Genomic DNA, 20,150 nt, shown 5'->3' on the forward strand with positions numbered 1-20,150 from the left:
ATTAGACCTTTACCGGCATAACGACAAAAATATCGTTAGGGATTTCAGGAAATTTAACCAACACCGGCGAAGAAGCATCGGTAAAATGTAATTCCACTATATCAGCTCTAATAGTTTTTAATATATCTTCTAAATATTGCGGGTTAAATCCTATAGCTAAAGGCTCTGCGCTGTTATATTCATAAAAAGTTTCCTGCTCGCCGGAAGCCTCAATAATCTCTTTAGCGTTTCCTCTTGCTTCACCGGTAGCGCTAATTTCCAGGCTTTCGGCTGATAAAGTTAATTTCACCGCTTTAAACTTATCAACCGTTATTATGGCAATCCTATCTATAATATCGGCAAGTATTTTGCGGTTAATTACCAGCTTACTATTACTACTTGCTGGAATAAAAGCTCCATAATCCGGAAAAGTACCATCTATCAGCTTCGATAACATAATAGTATCTTCATTACAGATAAATTTAATTTTATTAACGCTTAAGAAAATCTCGATATCTGACTGAATATTTTTGATATCTTTCACTATTTTTAAGATTTCTTCAGCACTTTTTTGTGGAATAATAACGCCAAAATCCTCTATTTTTTCGTTTGAAGTTATTGAGGATACTGAAAGCCTATGCCCGTCAGTACTAGCAGCACAAAATTTACCATCTTTTACATGCAAATAAATTCCGTTTAGATTATAGCGGGTTTCATCGGTAGAGATTGAAAATTTTGTTGACTCAATTATTTTTGCAAAGTCAGCGCAAGAGATTTTTAAACTTGCTTCTACTTGAATATTATCCATTACGGGAAAGGAAGAGGCTGGTAGAGTAAATAAATTAAAGTGACAGCTTTTTCCCAATATTTGCAATCCAGATGCCCCTAAATCTGTTAAAGTAAGTTCAGTATCGGGAAGTTTTTTAACTATATCATTTAAAGTTTTTGTCGATACCGTAAGCTCTCCTTCCTGAATTACCTGAACGCCTATTTTTTGGCTCAAATATAAATCCATGTTAGTAGAACTAAGCTCTAATATATTATCTTTTGTCGATAATTTAATATTTGCTAGCTCTGATATTACGTTACGTTTTTCGACGACAGAACTTGCAAATGCCAAAGCATGTACTAATGATTTAGTATTAATTATTATCTTTAACTTATTGTTATTCTCATTTTTATTGATTGTTTCCATTTTGTTCCTTTAAAATTTTTATTAGAGTAAACTAGCAATGTCATTCCCGCGTAGGCGGGAATCCAGAAAAATATTTTTTAATCATTCTAAATTTATTCATGATCCTTTCTAATAAATGCTGAAACAAGTTCAACATGACACAAAGTAAAATCTGGATTCCCGCCTACGCGGGAATGACATTGAGGGCTTTTCAAGAGCCATGCAATAATGAGAGGTACAAGCAGCTAGATTACATAGCAAGTAAAACTTACAAATATCTCTTCTACTCTATTCTCTTAATTTTGCCTGAAATTTTTGCTCTACACTAGTTATTAAATCCTTACTAAATAAATTCAATTCCTGTTCGGTTAAAGTGCGGTCATCCGCTTGCAACTCAACTTTAATAGCTATAGATTTTTTATCCGAGGGCAACTTATCTCCTGTATAAACATCAAATAACGCAACCGATTTAATAAGCTTTTTATTAAACCCCTGTATGTATGCTATCACTTCTCCAACCGATTGGTTTTCATCAATAACAAAAGCATAATCTCGAAAATTCACTTGAAAATCAGAGACAGTAAATCCCTCCTTTTTACCAAATTTTGGTTTAGGAAAAGGAATATTCATAATATTTAATTCAAAAGCTAATATTTCTTCATCAATATCAAAATGCTTTAATATTTTTGGATGAATTTGCCCAAAATAACCTATTACATTCTTACCTAAACTAATACTTGTTGATCTCGTCGGATGAAAATAAGGTAACGTGACAGCATTTAACTTACATTTATCGATTGCAAGACCGACATAATCAAATATTATTTCCAAATCGGCTTTAATATCAAAGACATCATAAGCCCGCCCCAAGGTATGAGCATCTTTTAAGCTGTAAGAGCCGCATTTAATACCGGATAAAAAAGTTAATTCCTCTTCTGGCTTAACTCCTATAAATACAGGTCCGATTTCAAATATGGCTACATCCTTTATTGATCTGGTTAGGTTTTTTCCGGCTATCTTTAGTAAGTTCGGCAATATACTACCACGCATATAATTGCTATCAACGCTGATAGGATTTAACAAAAATAATTCTTCTTTTATTTCTGAAAATAACTTTGCTTCGTTACTATTCATAAATGAATTAGTTACAACTTCATCATAGCCTTGCGCTGCTAATATTCTTTTAAAAATAGTAATCCTTTTTTGCTCTTTAGGAATAATGGCACTCTGCTCTATTGCTGGTAACTTAATACTTTCTAATTTATCATAGCCGTAAATGCGAGTGATTTCTTCAACTATATCCTCTAAAATATTTATATCATGACGCCAAGACGGCACGGTTATTTTAATAACTTCATCATTAATTACGGTAGCAAAGCCTAATTTGTTTAATATATCGCATATCTCGTTGATATTTAGCTTAATTCCGGTAATTTTTTCTAAGTAATTAACAGGAAAATCTAACAAGATCGGTATTGTTTTTTCTTCTCCGCCTATTACTCTCTCCGATATTTCACTACTCAATAATTCATTTTTTTCGCATATTAATAAAATCAAATCAGTGGCAATATCTAGAGCTTTGAGAGTAAATGCTTTATCAATATTACGTTCAAAGCGGTAACGTGCATCGGTATCAATTTGTAATCGCCTACCGCTACTAGCAATTAGCTTAGCATCAAAACAAGCCGCTTCTAATAAAATACTCGTGGTTTCCTCAGTACAACTACTCGCAGCTCCTCCTATAATACCCGCAAGGCCTTGAATACCGTTTGCGTCTTTTACTACCAAATCCCCTGCTTGGAGTTCATATTCATGATTGTTTAGGGCTTGGAATTTAAGGCACTCACTTATGTCACCCCCCTCCTTTATGTCATTCCCGCGAAAGCGGGAATCCAGACTTTTTGTGTCATGTTGAACTTGATTTAGCATCTTTATTTCAGTAGATCCTGAAATAAATTCAGGATGACCAGAAGCCTTTTCTGGATACCCGCCTAGGCGGGTAGAACACTGAACACGTTCAACACTAATCCCACCTTTCAATTTATCCAAATCATAAGCATGCATAGGTTGGCCAAAGCTATAGGATATATAATTTGTAACGTCAACTATTGCGGATACGGGCTTTACTTTAATATTATGTAGTAATTTTTGTAACCATTCCGGACTTGGCTTATTTTTTAGGTTCTTTATTTCTCGAAAGGTAAATAAGGGGCAGGCTATTTTATCTTTTATTTCTAAACTAGTTGTGGCCATATATTTACCAGTTAGCTGCGGAATAGTTATGTCTTTTAAGGTGCCGACTCCTTTGGCTGCTAAATCTCTTGCAATTCCATAAACCCCTAAAGCATCACCACGATTAGGAGTAACGCCAATATCAAAAATCGGGTCGTCCAAGCCATAATATTTAGTAAAACACTCACCGACTATAGCATTGTGCGGCAGCTCAATAATACCTTCTGACTCTGACGAAAGTAAAAGCTCTTCTTCCGAGCATAACATACCAAAGCTTTTCTCACCTCTTATTACCGATTCTTTAATTTTAAATTTACCGTTCGGTATTTCCGTGCCGATACTTGCCAGGACTACTTTAATATCATCCCTGGCATTGCTTGCGCCGCAAACTATTTGCACTAAGCCATTCTTAGTTTGTACATTGCAAAGCTTTAGCTTATCAGCTGACGGGTGAGGTTTAGTAGATATAATATGTGCTACTTCAAAGCTCTTTAATTCTTCGCTTTTGTCAATTATTTCTTCAACTTCTAAACCGATATCAGTGAGTAGATTAGCTATTTCTAAAACAGAATAATTAGTATCTAAAAATTGCTTTAACCAAGATAAAGTAAATTTCATTTCGTTAACCCCATCGCTAAATTGGGAATATCAAAACTAGAAAAATTATAATGTTTTAGCCAACGTAAATCACCCTCAAAAAATTGTCGCAAATCTTTAATATTATATTTTAGCATGGCAAAACGCTCTACTCCAAGGCCAAAGGCAAAACCTTGATAAATATTGCTATCGATACCGACATTTTTTAATACATTCGGATGCACCATTCCGCACCCTAGAACCTCTAACCATTTATCGTTTTTATTCATTCTAATATCCACTTCGGCAGAAGGCTCAGTAAATGGGAAAAAACTAGGTCTAAAACGTAACTCGATGTTATCGTTTTCAAAAAAACTTTTTATAAACTCAGTAATGACATATTTTAGATGTCCCATATTAATATTTTTATCAATAACTAATCCTTCTATTTGGTGAAACATTGGGGTATGAGTCATATCCGAATCCGATCTATAAGTTCTTCCGGGAGCTATAAACCTAAAAGGCGGTTGTTTTGTTTTCATTGTCCTGATTTGCACGTTTGAGGTATGAGTACGTAGTAATAAAGGCTTTCCATCCTCTTGACCTTTTAAATAAAAAGTATCGTGCATTTGCCGTGCCGGATGGTCATCTTCAAAATTAAGAGCTGTGAAATTATTAAAATCGGTTTCAATGGTCGGGCCGTTCTCGATAGAAAAATCAAATTTTGAAAATACTTGAGTTAATTCTTCCGTTGCCTGCGTAATCGGGTGAATAGAGCCTTGTTTATATTTCCTTGCCGGAATAGTTAAATCAATTTTATCGCTCGCAAGTTTTTGATTTAATTCTTCTTCCTCTAGAACATCTTGTTTTATCTTTATAATATTCTGTATTTCTTCTTTTAAGCTATTGATTTTTATACCAAATTCTTTCCGTTCGATTTCATTTAAACTGCCTAGCTTTTTTAGTTCCGAAGTTACGATACCTTGCTTGCCTAAAAACTCTACTTTAAATTGCTGTAGATCACGACTATTTTGTACTAACAAAATTTTCTCTTCAGCCAACCTTAATATTTGCGCCGTATTATTCATAATTTATATTTTATCTTTTGAGATATAAGTCTGAAAAGGATTATACTAAATCTTTAAAAAAAGTATAATAAATTTTAGTTAGAAGGGAAATAATAAGTATGAAATTATGCCAAGACTCGGTAAAATGGCAGTATATTATTCTCGTGAAAGCGTTGTTGTATAAATATTTCAAACGTCCTCAGTGTCATACCGGCGAAAGCCGGTATCCAGTCTTACTTTTATCATGCTGTACTTGGACAGTATCTTTTTACTAGATCCTGAAATAAATCCAGAATGACTTAAAATTGCTTTTTTCTGGATTCCCTCTTTCGAGGGAATGACATAAGAGGCTTAGGAACGATATAAGTAAATACTACTTTATTGCCTCAATTAGCTTTTTAACACCATCAACTGAGTTATTAAATAAGGCTTCTTCTTCTGCATTTAATTCTATTTCTATTATTTTCTCTACACCGTTTTTACCGATAACGATCGGTACACCGACATATAAATTTTGTACTCCGTACTCACCTTGTAAATAAGCAGCGCAAGTAAGGATTTGGCGTTTATTTTTTAAATAAGATTCTAACATCTGAATTGCTGAAGCTGCCGGAGCATAATAAGCAGAGCCGGTTTTAAGTAACGTTACGATTTCTCCGCCGCCGTTTCGAGTACGATCGATTATTTGCTTGATACGTTCTTGACTCGATAATCCCATTTTTATTAAATCCGGTATCGGAATACCTGAAATAGTCGAGTATCTTGCAAGCGGCACCATTGCATCACCGTGACCACCAAGTACCATACTGGTAACATTCTCTACCGATACTTTAAACTCATCGGCGAGGAAATAATTAAATCTTGAGGAATCAAGTACCCCTGCCATGCCGATAACTTTATTATGAGGCAAACCGCTAGTCTTTAACATTACGTAAACCATAACGTCAAGTGGATTAGTAATTACTATAACAAAAGCATTTGGCGCATATTTCTTTATATTCTCCGCAACCGTTTTCATGATGGCAGTATTAACACTAATCAGGTCATCTCTACTCATTCCAGGTTTTCTTGGTAAACCGGCCGTAATAATTATTGCATCGGAATCTTCTATATCTTTATAATCGTTAGTACCTTTGATCGTAATGTCAGAACCCGTAACCGCATTTGCTTGCGAAAGATCAAGAGCTTTCCCTTGCGGCAAGCCTTCTGCCACGTCAAATATTACTATGTCACCGAGTTCTTTAATACTGATTAAATGGGCAAGTGTCCCACCTATATTACCGGCACCGATTAATGATATTTTGGGGCGTTTTTTCATTATTTCCTCCATAAATTATTTTTATGTTCGATGTTGTTCCCGCATAGATTATTAATCGTCATTGCGAGGAGCGTAGCGACGTGGCAATCCCCTTCTTGTCATGTTGAACTTGTTTGCCGCATCTCGTGAAAAAGATCCTGAAATAAATTCAGGATGACTACATTTTACTGGATTCCTCACCTAGCGCGGCAATGACATAAAACGAGCCGCACAACAATACCAGCAAATGCTCACAATAACGCATATTACGAATTCATTAAATCAAAAAATTCGCTATTAGTTTTGGTATTCTCTAATTTCTTTAACAAAAATTCCATTGCTTCCGTTTCGCCCATAGGATTGATAAGACGGCGAAGTACCCACATTTTCTTTAAAGCATCTTTATCAACTAACAACTCTTCTTTTCTGGTACCTGACTTGGTAATATTAATTGCCGGGTAAATACGTTTGTCGGCAATTTTCCTATCCAATACGATTTCAGAGTTACCAGTCCCTTTAAATTCTTCAAAAATCACTTCATCCATCCGTGAACCGGTTTCAATTAATGCAGTTCCTATTATGGTTAGTGACCCCCCATCCTCAATATTTCGCGCAGCTCCAAAGAATCTTTTTGGTTTTTGTAAAGCGTTAGCGTCTACACCGCCCGTTAATACCTTACCAGATGACGGAATAACAGTATTATAAGCTCGTGCTAACCTTGTTATAGCATCTACTAAAATTACCACATCTTTCTTATGCTCGACTAAACGTTTAGCTTTTTCAATAACCATTTCGACAAGCTGAACGTGCCTACTTGCCGGCTCATCAAAAGTAGAGCTTACAACTTCTCCACGCACGGAGCGCTGCATATCGGTGACCTCTTCAGGACGCTCATCTATTAATAACACTATTAAAAATACTTCCGGATTATTAGTAGTAATAGCATGCGCTATATTTTGTAATAATACAGTTTTACCGGTACGGGGCGGAGCAACAATTAAAGCACGTTGTCCTTTGCCCATAGGAGCAACCAACTCTATAACTCTTGTACTCAAATCTTTACTGTTATCTTCAAGTTCCAGGCAAAGTTTTTCCTCGGGATATAAAGGAGTTAAATTATCAAAATGTACTCGATGGTAAGATTTAGCCGGGTCTTCAAAATTAACTTTATTTACTTTTAGCAAAGCAAAATAACGTTCTCCCGGTTTTGGCGCTCTAATTTGCCCCTCTACGGTATCACCTGTACGCAAACCGAAACGACGAATTTGGCTGGGAGAAATATAAATATCATCAGGGCCGGCTAGATAATTTACTTCCGGAGAACGTAAAAAGCCAAACCCATCGGGCAAAACTTCTAATACCCCTTCTCCTAAAATTAGCCCCCCCTGCTCGACTGATTTTTTTAAAATGGCAAAAACTAACTCCTGTTTTAATAAAGAATTAACATTTTCGACTTTTAGGCTTTCAGCTTGCGCCTGCAACTCTGCGGGTAATTTACGTTTTAATTGTTTTAGATTAATAACATTTGCATTTTCTGAGACATTATTAATGTTTTGATCATAACAATTATTAGGTACTTCTTTAGATTCTTTATTTATTGGGTTCATTGATTTTATTATTTATGGATTATAGTGAAATGTTGACGGGTTATGGTTAATGATATAAATTTTGGTAAATTGTTTTGAATTAGCTGACGATATTGTACGCTCTTTTGCCTATTCTTATAGACTCTATCCTTTTGTCTTGGACGCAAATCTAAATAAAATGGAGTTTTTGAAACTCTACTTTTAAAGGTAATTTGGACAATGTGAGCCGGCACTCGAATCCTCACATACTACATTTAAGTATCTGTAGATTGAAGCTCCGCGTCTCCTTCAAATTTTCTCCTATAAGCAAATTTGGAAAAAACTCTAATGAAAAAATGATTTTTGAAAAATGAGTAGTATAGAACTATTAGTTTTGCAAGTCGCCTGACTATGCTTTTGACTATATTTCCAGTTCAGTAATTAATAGAAATTCTAGCAAGTTAATAGCTACCTGTCAAGTAATTTATTAGTTACTTATTGGCTCTTATGTCTTTAACTATACTTTGTAACTGTACTAAATCTATTAATCCCGGAATTAGTCGCCCATTTATAATAAAAACCGGCACACCTTGAATTTTTAAATTCTTAGCTATTTCCATATCTTCTTCGATTAAGGCTTTAACTTCTTTACTATCTGCTATTTCCTCAATTTCTGAAATATTTAGGTCGTTTTCCACTAATAAGTTTTCCACCGATTTTTTAGTAACGTCTTTTATTGCCATTAAGCCTTCGTGGATAGCTTTAAATTTATCTGGGTTAACCTTGTAAACGGCTAAAGCAACCTGTGCAAGATATTGAGAAGCATCTCCTAGAATAGGTAAAGGTCTAAGTAGCAATTTAACATTTGAATCACTTTCTAATAATTGATTTATAAATAAATCACCTTTTTTACAATAAGAACAATTATAATCAAAAAATGTTACAATCGTTATATCGCCATTAATATTTCCTAAGGTTGGGAAAGTTTTACTAGTTTCAATATCTACTTGATTATTTTTTATATAACTATTAACCTTATCTTCTTTTTCCATTATTTTACGTTTTTGCAATCCTTCAATTGACTGAATAATTATTTCCGGACTGCTTATTAAATATTCCTTAATAATTTCTTTAACTTTCTCTTTTTCACATGTTCCCTCAGAGGATTTATTTTCTGTAATAGTTACGGAAATCGGTTTTGTAGAAGAAATTTTTATGGTTTTATAAATAAATAAAGCAGCTATGGTGACTACAATTATAAATAATATTTTACCGATGATATTCTGCATAAATTTAATTGCATAATTTGTTTCCTATAATTTTATAGGAAGTTTACTGCATTAAGTAAAGTAAAAGTTAATATTTAATAGAAATATACGAGCAATATTTTATACGTGAAGTACAGCGTCATTCATAAAGCTTGATACAAGCGAATTTTTTAGGACTCGCCTGTGCTCACGTACTTTAGTACGCTGTGCAGGCTCGCCTTTAAATTCATCTTGTCTAAATCTTTCTGAATTTAGCTGTATTTCGAGAATTGGATTTTATTTTGAAGGGTGAGCACACAGCCTATACTTAATAGGCGAGTATGCGAATTCCCTGATAAAATAAAAAAATAATTCTTGAAAGACGAGCAGCATATTTTATTTCTGTCTCATTAATCGACCTTGATCCCTTTTCCAGTCTTTTTCTTTAAGAGTTTGCCTTTTATCGTGTAATTTTTTACCTTTTGCAATACCAAGTTCAACTTTTATTTTATTTTTTTTATTAAAATATAACGATAGAGCTACTAAAGTATAGCCTTTGAGTTTAATTTTACCGATTATTTTTCTTATTTCTCTACCGTGTAATAGTAATTTTCTTGGTCTTCTGGTAGAATGATTAAGTCTATTTGCTTTCTCATACTCCGCAATATGACAATTATATAAAAATATCTCATTCAATGAAGCAGCCGCATGGCTTTCTTCAATAGAGGCTTTACCAAGGCGCAGTGACTGCACTTCACTACCCTTTAATACTATACCCGCTTCTAAGCTTTCTTCAATAAAATACTCAAATAAAGCTTTCTTATTTTGAGCAATAATTTTTTTATATTCAGTCATATATTAGATTTTCATTTCATAAGTATATTTCATAACCAGCAGGATTATAACAAAAATTTAGATTCTGTGAACAAATTTTATTTGCTTTACCTTTATTATCAGGATAAATAATTATTAGATAATATTAGTATTAAAGTGAAAAAAGAAGTTATTATTTTATGCGGCCCGACGGCTAGCGGCAAATCTTATTTAGCTCATCATTTAGCTAAAATTTACAACGGTGAAATAATAAATATTGATTCCATGCAGGTATATAAAGAGATACCTATTATTACGGCTTCACCACCGGAAGATTACAAAGCTGAGTTACCTTATCATCTGTATAATTTCTTACCAATTACCGAAGAATTTTCGGTAGTAAAATATCTACAGTTAGCGACAGAAAAAATAAAAGAAATTAATGCGAGAAAGAAATTAGTAATATTAGTCGGCGGGACCGGTTTATATATTAACTCTTTATTATTTGGTTATAATCAAATTCCTGAAATATCAGCGGATTTAAGGCAAGAGGTTAGGAATATACTAACTAAAATAGGTGTAGAAGAATTTTGGCAACGGCTAAAAAATCTTGATCCTTTAGCAGCCGCTAAAATAAAACCGAATGACAGCCAACGTTTAAGTCGAGCTTATGAGGTGTTTTTGCAAACAGGCGAGTCTATTTTCTTTTTTCAGACCTTACCGAAAGAATCGCTTTTATCAGAATTTAATTTTAAAGTAATATTTCTTTATCCTGAACGGACGTTTTTATACAAAACATGCAATGAACGATTGGAAAAAATATTTGAAGAAGGATCAATTATCGAAATAGCTGCAATTAAAGAAAATTTTCAAAATTTCACCGGCTCGGCAAGGAAAGCCGTGGGGGTAAGCGAAATTTTAGCTTATTTAAACGGCGATATAGCTTTAGATAAAGCATTAATCTTAGCTCAAAATAAAACCAGGCAATATGCTAAAAGACAAATTACTTGGTTTAAAAATCAAATAAAAGAAAAAATAACTTTGGAATATTCTAATGAAGAAGAATTTAGTAGGCTTATGTTCGATATAAGTGCATTGTTGCCCAGATAAATAAAGTGTTCGAGTGTCATACCAAGGCTTGACCTAATTGTTATTGCGAGCAAGCCTTGTTGTATAGCTCTAAAAAAGCAACGTATGTCATTCCCGCGCTAGGTGAGGAATCCAGAAAAAAATCTTTTAAGTCATCCTGAATTCATTTCAGGATATTTCTCAAGAGATGCTGAAACAAGTTCAGCATGACAAAAAAGTCTGGATTCCTCACCTAGCGCGGGAATGACATCGGAGACAGCGAAAATGACACCAAGGATGCTTTAGGTATCCACGCAACAATACCGCCACAGCATGACAACTTTTCATTTTTAAACAATATATTTGAAATAATTTTTGACTAAGATATAAAGCTTCTCTATTGTTTTTCAAATAAAACTCAACTTATTAATTAATTGCCATGAAAAAGAATTTTAAGTTATTTTTTTCAATAATTTTTATCACTTATAATATAAGTGCCAGTAATCCTATTTTAGCAGATGGCGGATATCCGCAGAGTGAAAAAGAAACAAAGTGGGAAGAAGTAGGGTCTGCAGCCGGCGGTGAAGGGTTAGTTTTTAGACCTGGTAGAGTTAAAAATGAATCAACCAAAGCAAGTGGTTACTTAGTTAATAAATATCTTTGGCAAGCTTCAATAGAAACTTTAAACTTTATTCCCTTAGCCTCTGCTGATTCAAATGGCGGAGTTATCATTACCGAATGGTATAGTCCTGCTGGTAAACAAAATTATCGCTTTAAAATAAATATTTTTATTAAAGATGATATAATCCACCCTGATTCATTAGAAGTTAAAATATTTGAAGAAATACTTAAAAATAATCGTTGGCAGCAAAGCGATAGTAAATCTGATCTTGCTCTTATGCTGGAAGATAAAATTTTGAGAAAAGCCCGTACTCTTTACATTAATGCAGATAGAAAATAATAAAATTATGAAGAATATTGAAGAGAAATGGCAAAAAATTTGGCATAATGATAAGGCTTTTGAGGTTTCAAACAATAGTAATAAACCCAAATATTATGTGCTTGAGATGTGGCCCTACCCTTCTGGCAAGATACATGTCGGGCATGTACGTAATTACTCTATCGGCGACGTAATAGCAAGGTTCATGACCATGCAAGGCTTTAACGTGCTTCATCCTATGGGCTGGGATGCTTTTGGTCTCCCTGCTGAAAATGCCGCCATTAAAAATAACTCTCATCCGAAAGAATGGACTTACGCAAATATAGAAGCTATGCGTCGGCAACTTAAATCTATGGGCTTCTCATATGATTGGTCTAGAGAGATAACTAGCTGCGATCCCGATTATTATAGACATGAACAAAAGTTTTTTTTAGAATTATATGAAAAAGGATTTGCTTATCAAAAAGAGTCACTTGTTAATTGGGATCCGGTTGATAATACAGTTCTAGCAAACGAGCAAGTAGTAGACGGACGTGGCTGGCGTTCCGGTGCATTAGTCGAAAAACGTTATCTTAAACAATGGTTTTTAAAAATTACTAATTATAATGAAGAGCTGTTAAATGAATTACAAAATCTTAAAGAATGGCCTGATGCCGTTAAGTTTATGCAAGATAAGTGGATTGGTAGGTCCATGGGTGCTAATTTCAGTTTTAAAATATCTGGTGATGAGGAGACTAAAATCGAAATATTCTCATCACGGCCTGAAACTATTTTTGGCGCAACTTTCGTTGGAATTGCTTTTAATCACCCTATCATCAAAACAGCAGTTAAAGCAACTAAAGAAATAAGTGACTTTATTGCTAAATGCTCGCATGTGAAAGGCAATGCTGAGATTGATAAAACAAAAAAAGAAGGAATATTTACTGGCCTTTACGCTGTTCATCCATTCGATTCTAATATCACCATTCCCGTTATCATTACTAATTTTGTCTTGATGGATTATGGAACAGGCGCAGTTTTTGGCTGCCCTGCACATGATGAGCGTGATCATGAGCTAGCGATTAATATGGATATTCCCATTAAACAGGTAATAGATAATAAAGAATCTGAAATTGCTGTACAGAAAGCAGCTTATATCGGCGAGGGAATTTTAGTTAATTCAGGTTTCTTAAACGGTTTAACTACTCTTGATGCTAGACAAAAAGCTATTAAAGAGTTTGAAAAATTATCTATTGGCAAAGCTACGATTAATTATCGCTTAAAAGACTGGGGTGTATCCCGGCAAAGATTTTGGGGTTGCCCTATTCCGATGATTCACTGCGGAGCTTGTGGAATAGTCCCCGTACCTTACAATGATTTACCTGTAAAATTACCCGATGACGTAACATTTGATGGTCAGGGTAATCCGCTTGATAATCATCCTAGCTGGAAACATGTTAATTGTCCGAATTGCGGGCAGTTAGCAATTCGTGAAACTGATACATTTGATACGTTTTTTGAATCTTCCTGGTATTTTACCAGATATTGCGCTCCTAATGCTGAAGAAATGACAGATAAAGCCGCCTGTGATTACTGGTTGCCCGTAGATCAATATATAGGCGGGATTGAACATGCTGTAATGCATTTACTATATGCTAGGTTTTTCACCAAAGCAATGAATGAACAAAATTATGTAAACATTCGAGAACCGTTTACCGGCTTATTTACCCAAGGAATGGTACTACATGCAACTTATCAAGATACTAATAACAATTGGCTATATCCTGATGAAGTTATAAAACAAGGAAATATTTTTGTTAAAAAAAGCACCGGCGAAGAAGTAAATCAGGGTCGCATCGAAAAAATGAGTAAGTCTAAGAAGAATCTCATAGACCTTGAGACGATGCTAGCTAATTATGGAGCCGATGCAATTAGACTTTTTGTGTTATCAGATAGCCCTCCTGAAAAGGATTTGGAATGGTCGGCAAGCGGTATTGAAGGATGCGCACGTTTTATTAGTAGACTTGAAACTACCACGGAAACAATAATTTCTTTAAAAGAGCCGACTAATACTTCATTTAACAAAGACCTGAATAGGGTAATTCATTCTACTATAAAGCATGTCGGGGAAGATATAAAATATTTTAGACTAAACAAGGCCATTGCTAGAATGCGAGAATTATTTAATAGTTTATCGGATGAGCTTGCTAAAGAAAATCTAGTAGATTACAAGACTATTAAAAAAGCTTTTACCGTTTTAATACAACTACTAAATCCTTTTATTCCTCATGTAACAGAAGAAATTTGGCAGAAACTAGGAAATCAAAATTATCTATATAAAATAACCTTTCCTGAATTTGATGAATCGTTACTTACTATGGAGTCTTGTGTTATAGCAATCCAAGTTAACGGCAAACTCCGTGATACTTATGAATTTAATATTTCCGCCAGCGAAGAGGAAGTAAAAAAGATTGTTATTAATCTACCGAAAATCCAAAAATTTTTAGAAGGTAATGCACCGAAAAAAATTATTTACGTACCAAAAAAGATCGTAAATATTATATGCTAATTTGATTTCTATGACAACGGAGGGAAGTTGTATGAATATCTCAAACGTCATTGCGAGGAGGCACAAAGTGCCGACGTGGCAATCTAAGGCTATCCTCGTCATTGCGAGCAAAGCGAAGCAATCCCAGCTATTATTTTTTAGATTGCCGCGCGACCAAAGGCCGCTCGCAATGACGGAGGTAACACCATTTTGTGCCTCACGCAATCAATTGAAGTCCTCGCAATGACAGGCCTGACTACTCAATAATTTTTTCAATATTTACAGATATTACCGGGGATTTATTAACTTCTTGTTTTAAAGTTTTACGGATAGTTGATTTTATAGCTTCTTCAATTTGTTCAAGCGATAAAATTCTTTTTACTTGCTTATTCTGAGTCTCGATAAGCTTAACAATATCATCTTTGATTAAATTAATTAATTTTATATCTTCTTTCGGATCAAGCAGGCCCGGCATCGATAATACAGGATTTGCTACTAATGCGCCTTTATTATTTATTATCACGGTGGCTATTACTATACCGGACTCACGCATACGCCTACGAGCTTTGAAAATTGAAGACTCTACGGGTAATAGATAATTGCCGTCAACCGCTAAATAGCCGCTATTAACTTTAGCAATTACTCGAGAATTATTTTGCTCAAGCACCACCACACTGCCGTTTTCTACCTCGACCGCATGTTTTATGCCATTTTTCTTAGCAAGCTTAACATGTTCGTGAATATGAACGGGTTCGCCATGAACAGGTATACAAACGTTAGGTCTAATCAGAGAATACATTTTTTTAAGCTCATCAACGGCTGGATGACCCGATACATGCACAAAATGGTCACGTTCGGTAATTACTTCAATTCCGGCTTTAACAAATATATTAAACATTCGGAATATTTTCTTCTCATTTCCGGGAATGATTTTTGAAGAAAAAATAACGGTATCTTTAGGGCTAAGCTTTATTGAGTGATGAGAATTACTTGCCATTTTAGCGGTAGCAGCCATCGGCTCGCCCTGGCAGCCGGTAGCAATTACTAATAATTCTTCTTTTCTAAATCTACTTATATCTCGTTCATTAATTAAGGGTGCGATATCTTGAAAATAGCCGCTTTCTTGCGCTGCGCTCATCATTCTATGTAAGCTTCTACCAGTTAAAACAACTTTTCTACCTGCTAACTGCCCTGCATGTATTAAAGTATCTAATCGTGCGAGATTTGAGGCAAAAGTTGAAACTACAACTAATTTAGGGCAGCCGGCTATTATATCTATAAGGCTTTTGCGCACTTCTCCTTCTGAGCCAGAACTACCTTCGTTAAATACATTTGTTGAATCACATACTAATGCTAAAACTCCTTCATCGCCGTAACTCTTTAATAGCTCTTCATCGGCTTTAAGTCCAAGTACTGGATCATGATCGAACTTCCAATCCCCCGTGTGAAGTACATTGCCCATTTCGGTACGAATCATAATAGCTTGCATTTCTGGTGCTGAATGTGTTAACGGCACCATTTCAAGAGAAAACGGCTCTAAGTTAATCTTAGCTCCGGCCTTTACTTCATGAATCTTAAGATTTTTGGAGAAATTATATTCTGCTAAGCGAAGCTTTAAAAAATTTGCCGTGAATGTCGTGGCGTATATTGGACATTGCAAGCTATTCCATAAATATTGTACGCCTCCTAAATGATCTTCATGAGCATGGGTAAGTACTAGCCCAACTATGTCTTTTTTATGTTTTTCAATAAAACTAATGTCAGCAATTACCATATCAACACCTGGTAAATAATCATCGGCAAAGCCGCTGCCGCAATCAATCATCAACCATTTACCTTTATAGTGATAAAGGTTAACGTTCATCCCTATTTCATTAGCTCCGCCGAGCGGAATAAAGAGGAAATCATTTTTATGGTTTTTAATATTGAATGATGACATAATTAATTTCTATAGTTATTATAATCTTAACTTATAACTTATTCTTGTTCTATCGTCTATGATTAATAATCGTTTAGTTTATATAAGTATGTTTATATCAGGAACTATTTTAATTATACTTATTTTATTTCCTCAGCTAGATATAGATTTTTCTAAATTTTTCTATCATACTAATAACGGTTTTATTTATAAAAACACTGCTGTAGTTAGGTTTTTATTTTTATCCATACCGATATTAACGAAAGCGATAGTTATAATATCTTTATTGTCAGCATTTTATTATTTTATTAAATATAGAAAATCCATTTTTTTATCGTGGAGCTTTTATATATTAATCACTGTCGCTATCGGTCCCGGATTAATAGTTAATTACGCTTTAAAAGAGAATTTTGGTAGAGCACGTCCTGCGCAAATAGAAAATTTCGGCGGAGAAAAAGATTTTACTGGAGCTTTGCTAATAACCAATCAGTGTGATAGTAATTGCTCGTTTTCTTCCGGTCATGCTGCGATGGGTTATTATTTCACTAGCCTTGCTTATATTTTGCCGCATATATATTTTTCATGGGTTTATATTACCGCTCTCCTCTTCGGCTCACTGGTAGGTTTTAGCCGTATATTGATGGGGGGACATTTTATTAGCGACGTTACTGCATCTTGTTTTATTATTTTACTAGTTAATCATGTTTTATATTTAGTATGGCTCAAATTTTCAATGTCATTCCCGCGAAAGCGGGAATCCAGAAAAATATTTTCTAGTCATCCTGAATTTATTTCAGGATCTACTAAAAAGATGCTGAAACAAGTTCAGCATGACAAAGAAAGGTCTGGGTTCCCGCCTGCGCGGGAATGACACGGAACGCTTTTTAAGGGTCATGCAACAATACCTTGCTTTCATAGGGATGAGAGAGAATGCAGAATTATATCAAACTTGAAGTTAAGAGGAGTGTAGTGAATATCAATAAAATAGCGGTGGTTTATAATAATTCTCCTAAATCTGCTATACTTGCCGAGCAGCTTAAAAAACTTTTCTCCTTTAGCAAACCAGAGGAAGCTGAAGCAATTATTGTAATAGGTGGGGACGGAGAATTGTTGCACGCAATCCATCGTTATATGAATCTTAATCTACCTTTTTATGGTATTAATTCAGGGAGTTTAGGTTTTTTAATGAACCCTGTAAATAATGAAAAATTATTAGAAAATTTACATGAAAGCATTATAGCCAACTTAAATCCTCTCTCAATGCAAGCAGAAGATGTTAACGGTAATATACATCATGCTCTTGCTATAAATGAAGTTTCAATATTTCGCAAAACTAATCAAGCCGCTAAGTTTAGAATTGAAGTCAATCAAATCGAGAGGATGAGCGAGCTAGTAGCCGACGGAGCTATAGTTGCTACTCCGGCAGGTAGTAGTGCTTATAACTTATCGGCAGGAGGACCTATTTTGCCGTTAGATTCAAATGTATTATGCTTAACTCCTATCTGCGCATTTAGACCGCGAAGGTGGCACGGAGCATTACTGCCCTCCTCTACTTCTATTAAATTTGAAATACTCGAAATACATAAAAGACCGATAAATGCCACTGCCGACTTTCAAGAATTCAGTAATATAAAATCGGTAACTATAAAATCAGAAAAAGAAAAAACTATCAAGTTACTTTTTAATAAAAATCATACTTTAGAGGATCGTATTATTAAAGAACAGTTCGGTGGGTAGAGAAAAGGTTGAGGGGATATAAGTTAAAGCTATATTCGATGTCATTCCCGCGAAGGCGGGAATCCAGAAAAATACTTTTAGTCATCCTAAATTTATTTCAGGATCAAATAAAAGATACTGAAACAAGTTCAGCATGACAAAGAAAAGGGCTGGATTCCCGCCTTCGCGGGAATGACACAAGAGAGAGCAGGAATGACATACTGCTATCCGCACACCGACGCCCATCCACACTGACGGTTTGGAATAAAGACTAACTACTCTCTTTCAGCTCTTTATTGTATAGCTTATAATATTCTTCTTTATTTGCTAATAATTCATTGTGAGTTCCTTGTTCACAAATGATGCCAGCTTTCATAACTATTATATCGTCAACGTCAGTAATACTGGCTAAGCGATGAGTGATAATTAAAGTAGTTTTTCCCTGACGCAATTCTTTTAATGATTTTATAATTTTCTGCTCGGAATTTTGATCTAAAGAGCTGGTAGCCTCATCCCAAATTAGAATAGGCGCATCTTTTAAAAATGCCCTTGCTATCGATAAGCGTTGACGCTGTCCGCCAGAGAGAGTGGCTCCTTGCGCACCTATGATAGTATTATAACCTTCAGGTAAGCGCATGATAAACTCATCGGCATCGGCATATTTTGCCGCCGCAATTATCTGCTCTCTTGTAGCATTTATATTACCATATGCAATATTTTCGGCAACGCTAGTATCAAATAAATGAGTATCCTGAGTTACTAGCGAAATCTGCTCACGCAGTGAAGCAATTTTAATATCTTTTATATTATGGTCATTAATTGAAATTTCTCCTTCAGTTGGATCGTAAAACCTAACTAGTAAATTACCAAGCGAGGTTTTACCGCTTCCTGACCGCCCCACAAAAGCAATGGTTTTATTGGGAACTAATTTTAAATCAACTAATTTTATAGCTACTTTACCATGGAAATTCAACCCAACCTGTTTAAAAATTATTTTAGGATTGGTAAAATCGATATCTAAAGCATTCGCATGGTCTTTTATAATTGGCTGAGTATCTAAAATATTAAAAACTCTTTTTGCCGCGGCTACGCCTTCCTGTAAATTAATATTTAAAGAAACAAGACTTTTAAAAGGTCTATAAGCCGAAGCAAAAGCGGTAAGAAAAGCAAAAAGTGCCCCCGGCGTGGTTTTGCCTTCAATTACCAAAGTTCCGCCATACCATATAATGCCACCAATCATAATACCGCTTAACGTTTCCATTATGGGAGAAACCAAAGCATCCAATTTTGAAGTTTTTTTATAAAAGTTCAGAATATTATTAACGATTAATAAAGCTCGATTACTTTCCGTTTTTTCACCGACAAATGATTTTACGATTTTAATTGATTGAAAAGTTTCATCGAGCCGAGAAGTATAATGCCCTAGCTCTTCTTGCGCTTGCGAAGATATTCTGCGTATTTTTCTTCCGAGTCGTTGTACCGGATAAATAGCAAGCGGGAAAGCAGTAAAAGTTACTAATGACAATATCGGCTCTAACTTAAACATCAATATTATTAAAAATAATACTGAAAGAAAATGCTTAGCGCAGCCAACAAGTAAATTTGAAACAGCGCCTCGCATCATAGAAATATCGTTAGTAAAACGAGATATAAGGCGTCCGGAGGATTGAGATTGAATAAAAGCCAGGTCAGCAAATAACAAATGTTCGTACATTTTCATTTGTAAATCGGTTAAAATTCTTTGGCCAACAAATTTGATCAGATAATTTTGATAATACTCGGCAATTCCTTTAACAAAAAATGTTCCCATAACAATAAAAGGCATTATTTGTAACATTTTCTTATTGTGGGTTAAGAAAATTTTATCAATAATCGGCTTAACTAAATCAACAATAATTGCCGTACAAATTGCCCCAATAATCATAAAAAATATAGCCACAAATATTTTGCGAGAATAAGGCTTAATAAAATCTTTAAGTAGCCTCTTTATGACTTCGCTAGCACTATAATTATTATTTGATATTTTCACTA

At 34.7% G+C, this 20,150-nt stretch carries 14 protein-coding genes and 1 pseudogene; 5 read left to right on the plus strand and 10 right to left on the minus strand.

Annotation, left to right across the window (positions count from 1 at the left end; genetic code table 11):
• Position 1 precedes the first annotated feature (1 nt).
• From dnaN to smpB, 8 genes and pseudogenes are all read right to left on the minus strand, one after another.
• The gene (dnaN, locus tag OTR29_RS04035; RefSeq protein ID WP_422229379.1) at positions 2 to 1,174 is read right to left on the minus strand and encodes a DNA polymerase III subunit beta; all 1,173 of its coding nucleotides are present in this window, start codon (positions 1,172 to 1,174) and stop codon (positions 2 to 4) included.
• A gap of 267 nt (positions 1,175 to 1,441) precedes the next feature.
• Complete coding sequence (pheT, locus tag OTR29_RS04040) at positions 1,442 to 4,003, minus strand: phenylalanine--tRNA ligase subunit beta (protein ID WP_422229380.1); 2,562 nt, start codon at positions 4,001 to 4,003, stop codon at positions 1,442 to 1,444.
• The gene (gene pheS, locus OTR29_RS04045; protein WP_422229381.1) at positions 4,000 to 5,049 is read right to left on the minus strand and encodes a phenylalanine--tRNA ligase subunit alpha; all 1,050 of its coding nucleotides are present in this window, start codon (positions 5,047 to 5,049) and stop codon (positions 4,000 to 4,002) included. Before pheS ends, pheT begins: the two co-directional genes overlap by 4 nt.
• Positions 5,050 to 5,401: 352 nt before the next feature.
• On the minus strand, positions 5,402 to 6,346 hold the full coding sequence (gene mdh / locus OTR29_RS04050; protein WP_422229382.1) for a malate dehydrogenase: 945 nt from the start codon (positions 6,344 to 6,346) through the stop codon (positions 5,402 to 5,404).
• A 245-nt stretch (positions 6,347 to 6,591) separates the two neighbouring features.
• Positions 6,592 to 7,932, minus strand: a complete 1,341-nt coding sequence (gene rho / locus OTR29_RS04055; RefSeq protein WP_422229383.1) for a transcription termination factor Rho — start codon at positions 7,930 to 7,932, stop codon at positions 6,592 to 6,594.
• A gap of 449 nt (positions 7,933 to 8,381) precedes the next feature.
• Positions 8,382 to 9,179, minus strand: coding sequence for a DsbA family protein (locus OTR29_RS04060; RefSeq protein WP_422229384.1), 798 nt, complete (start codon positions 9,177 to 9,179; stop codon positions 8,382 to 8,384).
• Between the two features lie 111 nt (positions 9,180 to 9,290).
• A pseudogene (locus OTR29_RS04065) lies at positions 9,291 to 9,422 on the minus strand (palindromic element RPE3 domain-containing protein); the annotation flags it as partial.
• 111 nt (positions 9,423 to 9,533) lie between these two features.
• Positions 9,534 to 9,992 (minus strand): SsrA-binding protein SmpB, encoded by a 459-nt coding sequence (gene smpB, locus OTR29_RS04070; protein ID WP_422229385.1) that lies wholly within the window; start codon positions 9,990 to 9,992, stop codon positions 9,534 to 9,536.
• Between the two features lie 135 nt (positions 9,993 to 10,127).
• Between smpB and miaA the strand changes: the two genes are divergently transcribed.
• The 3 genes from miaA (at position 10,128) to leuS (ending at position 14,506) form a co-directional block, all read left to right on the plus strand.
• Positions 10,128 to 11,060, plus strand: coding sequence for a tRNA (adenosine(37)-N6)-dimethylallyltransferase MiaA (gene miaA, locus OTR29_RS04075; RefSeq protein WP_422229386.1), 933 nt, complete (start codon positions 10,128 to 10,130; stop codon positions 11,058 to 11,060).
• A gap of 397 nt (positions 11,061 to 11,457) precedes the next feature.
• Entirely contained in the window at positions 11,458 to 11,979 is a 522-nt protein-coding gene (locus tag OTR29_RS04080; protein WP_422229387.1) for a DUF3576 domain-containing protein, read from the plus strand.
• Positions 11,980 to 11,986: 7 nt separating this feature from the next.
• Positions 11,987 to 14,506: a leucine--tRNA ligase gene (leuS, locus tag OTR29_RS04085; RefSeq protein ID WP_422229388.1), complete on the plus strand. Its 2,520-nt coding sequence runs from the start codon at positions 11,987 to 11,989 to the stop codon at positions 14,504 to 14,506.
• 235 nt (positions 14,507 to 14,741) lie between these two features.
• On the opposite strand, the gene OTR29_RS04090 is transcribed toward leuS, so the two are convergent.
• Entirely contained in the window at positions 14,742 to 16,424 is a 1,683-nt protein-coding gene (locus tag OTR29_RS04090) for a ribonuclease J (RefSeq protein WP_422229389.1), read from the minus strand.
• A 58-nt stretch (positions 16,425 to 16,482) separates the two neighbouring features.
• On the opposite strand from OTR29_RS04090, the gene OTR29_RS04095 reads away from it, so the two are divergent.
• Positions 16,483 to 17,274: a phosphatase PAP2 family protein gene (locus OTR29_RS04095; RefSeq protein WP_422229390.1), complete on the plus strand. Its 792-nt coding sequence runs from the start codon at positions 16,483 to 16,485 to the stop codon at positions 17,272 to 17,274.
• 98 nt (positions 17,275 to 17,372) lie between these two features.
• Positions 17,373 to 18,140 carry an NAD kinase gene (locus OTR29_RS04100; RefSeq protein WP_422229519.1) on the plus strand — a complete coding sequence of 256 codons (768 nt, stop codon included), beginning with the start codon at positions 17,373 to 17,375 and terminating at the stop codon, positions 18,138 to 18,140.
• Positions 18,141 to 18,390: 250 nt separating this feature from the next.
• Here the strand turns inward: OTR29_RS04100 and OTR29_RS04105 are convergent, their stop codons facing one another.
• Positions 18,391 to 20,142, minus strand: coding sequence for an ABC transporter ATP-binding protein (locus OTR29_RS04105; protein WP_422229521.1), 1,752 nt, complete (start codon positions 20,140 to 20,142; stop codon positions 18,391 to 18,393).
• Positions 20,143 to 20,150: the final 8 nt, after the last annotated feature.

Source organism: Rickettsia endosymbiont of Halotydeus destructor (genome assembly GCF_049278075.1).
Classification (GTDB): domain Bacteria; phylum Pseudomonadota; class Alphaproteobacteria; order Rickettsiales; family Rickettsiaceae; genus Rickettsia.

What these genes read in the sequence shown, in the direction of transcription:
- dnaN (WP_422229379.1), bottom strand. Translation starts at nt 1,174, where the DNA reads ATGGAAACAATCAATAAAAATGAGAATAACAATAAGTTAAAGATAATA.
- pheT (WP_422229380.1), bottom strand. Translation starts at nt 4,003, where the DNA reads ATGAAATTTACTTTATCTTGGTTAAAGCAATTTTTAGATACTAATTAT.
- pheS (WP_422229381.1), bottom strand. Translation starts at nt 5,049, where the DNA reads ATGAATAATACGGCGCAAATATTAAGGTTGGCTGAAGAGAAAATTTTG.
- mdh (WP_422229382.1), bottom strand. Translation starts at nt 6,346, where the DNA reads ATGAAAAAACGCCCCAAAATATCATTAATCGGTGCCGGTAATATAGGT.
- rho (WP_422229383.1), bottom strand. Translation starts at nt 7,932, where the DNA reads ATGAACCCAATAAATAAAGAATCTAAAGAAGTACCTAATAATTGTTAT.
- OTR29_RS04060 (WP_422229384.1), bottom strand. Translation starts at nt 9,179, where the DNA reads ATGCAGAATATCATCGGTAAAATATTATTTATAATTGTAGTCACCATA.
- smpB (WP_422229385.1), bottom strand. Translation starts at nt 9,992, where the DNA reads ATGACTGAATATAAAAAAATTATTGCTCAAAATAAGAAAGCTTTATTT.
- OTR29_RS04080 (WP_422229387.1), top strand. Translation starts at nt 11,458, where the DNA reads ATGAAAAAGAATTTTAAGTTATTTTTTTCAATAATTTTTATCACTTAT.
- leuS (WP_422229388.1), top strand. Translation starts at nt 11,987, where the DNA reads ATGAAGAATATTGAAGAGAAATGGCAAAAAATTTGGCATAATGATAAG.
- OTR29_RS04090 (WP_422229389.1), bottom strand. Translation starts at nt 16,424, where the DNA reads ATGTCATCATTCAATATTAAAAACCATAAAAATGATTTCCTCTTTATT.
- OTR29_RS04095 (WP_422229390.1), top strand. Translation starts at nt 16,483, where the DNA reads ATGATTAATAATCGTTTAGTTTATATAAGTATGTTTATATCAGGAACT.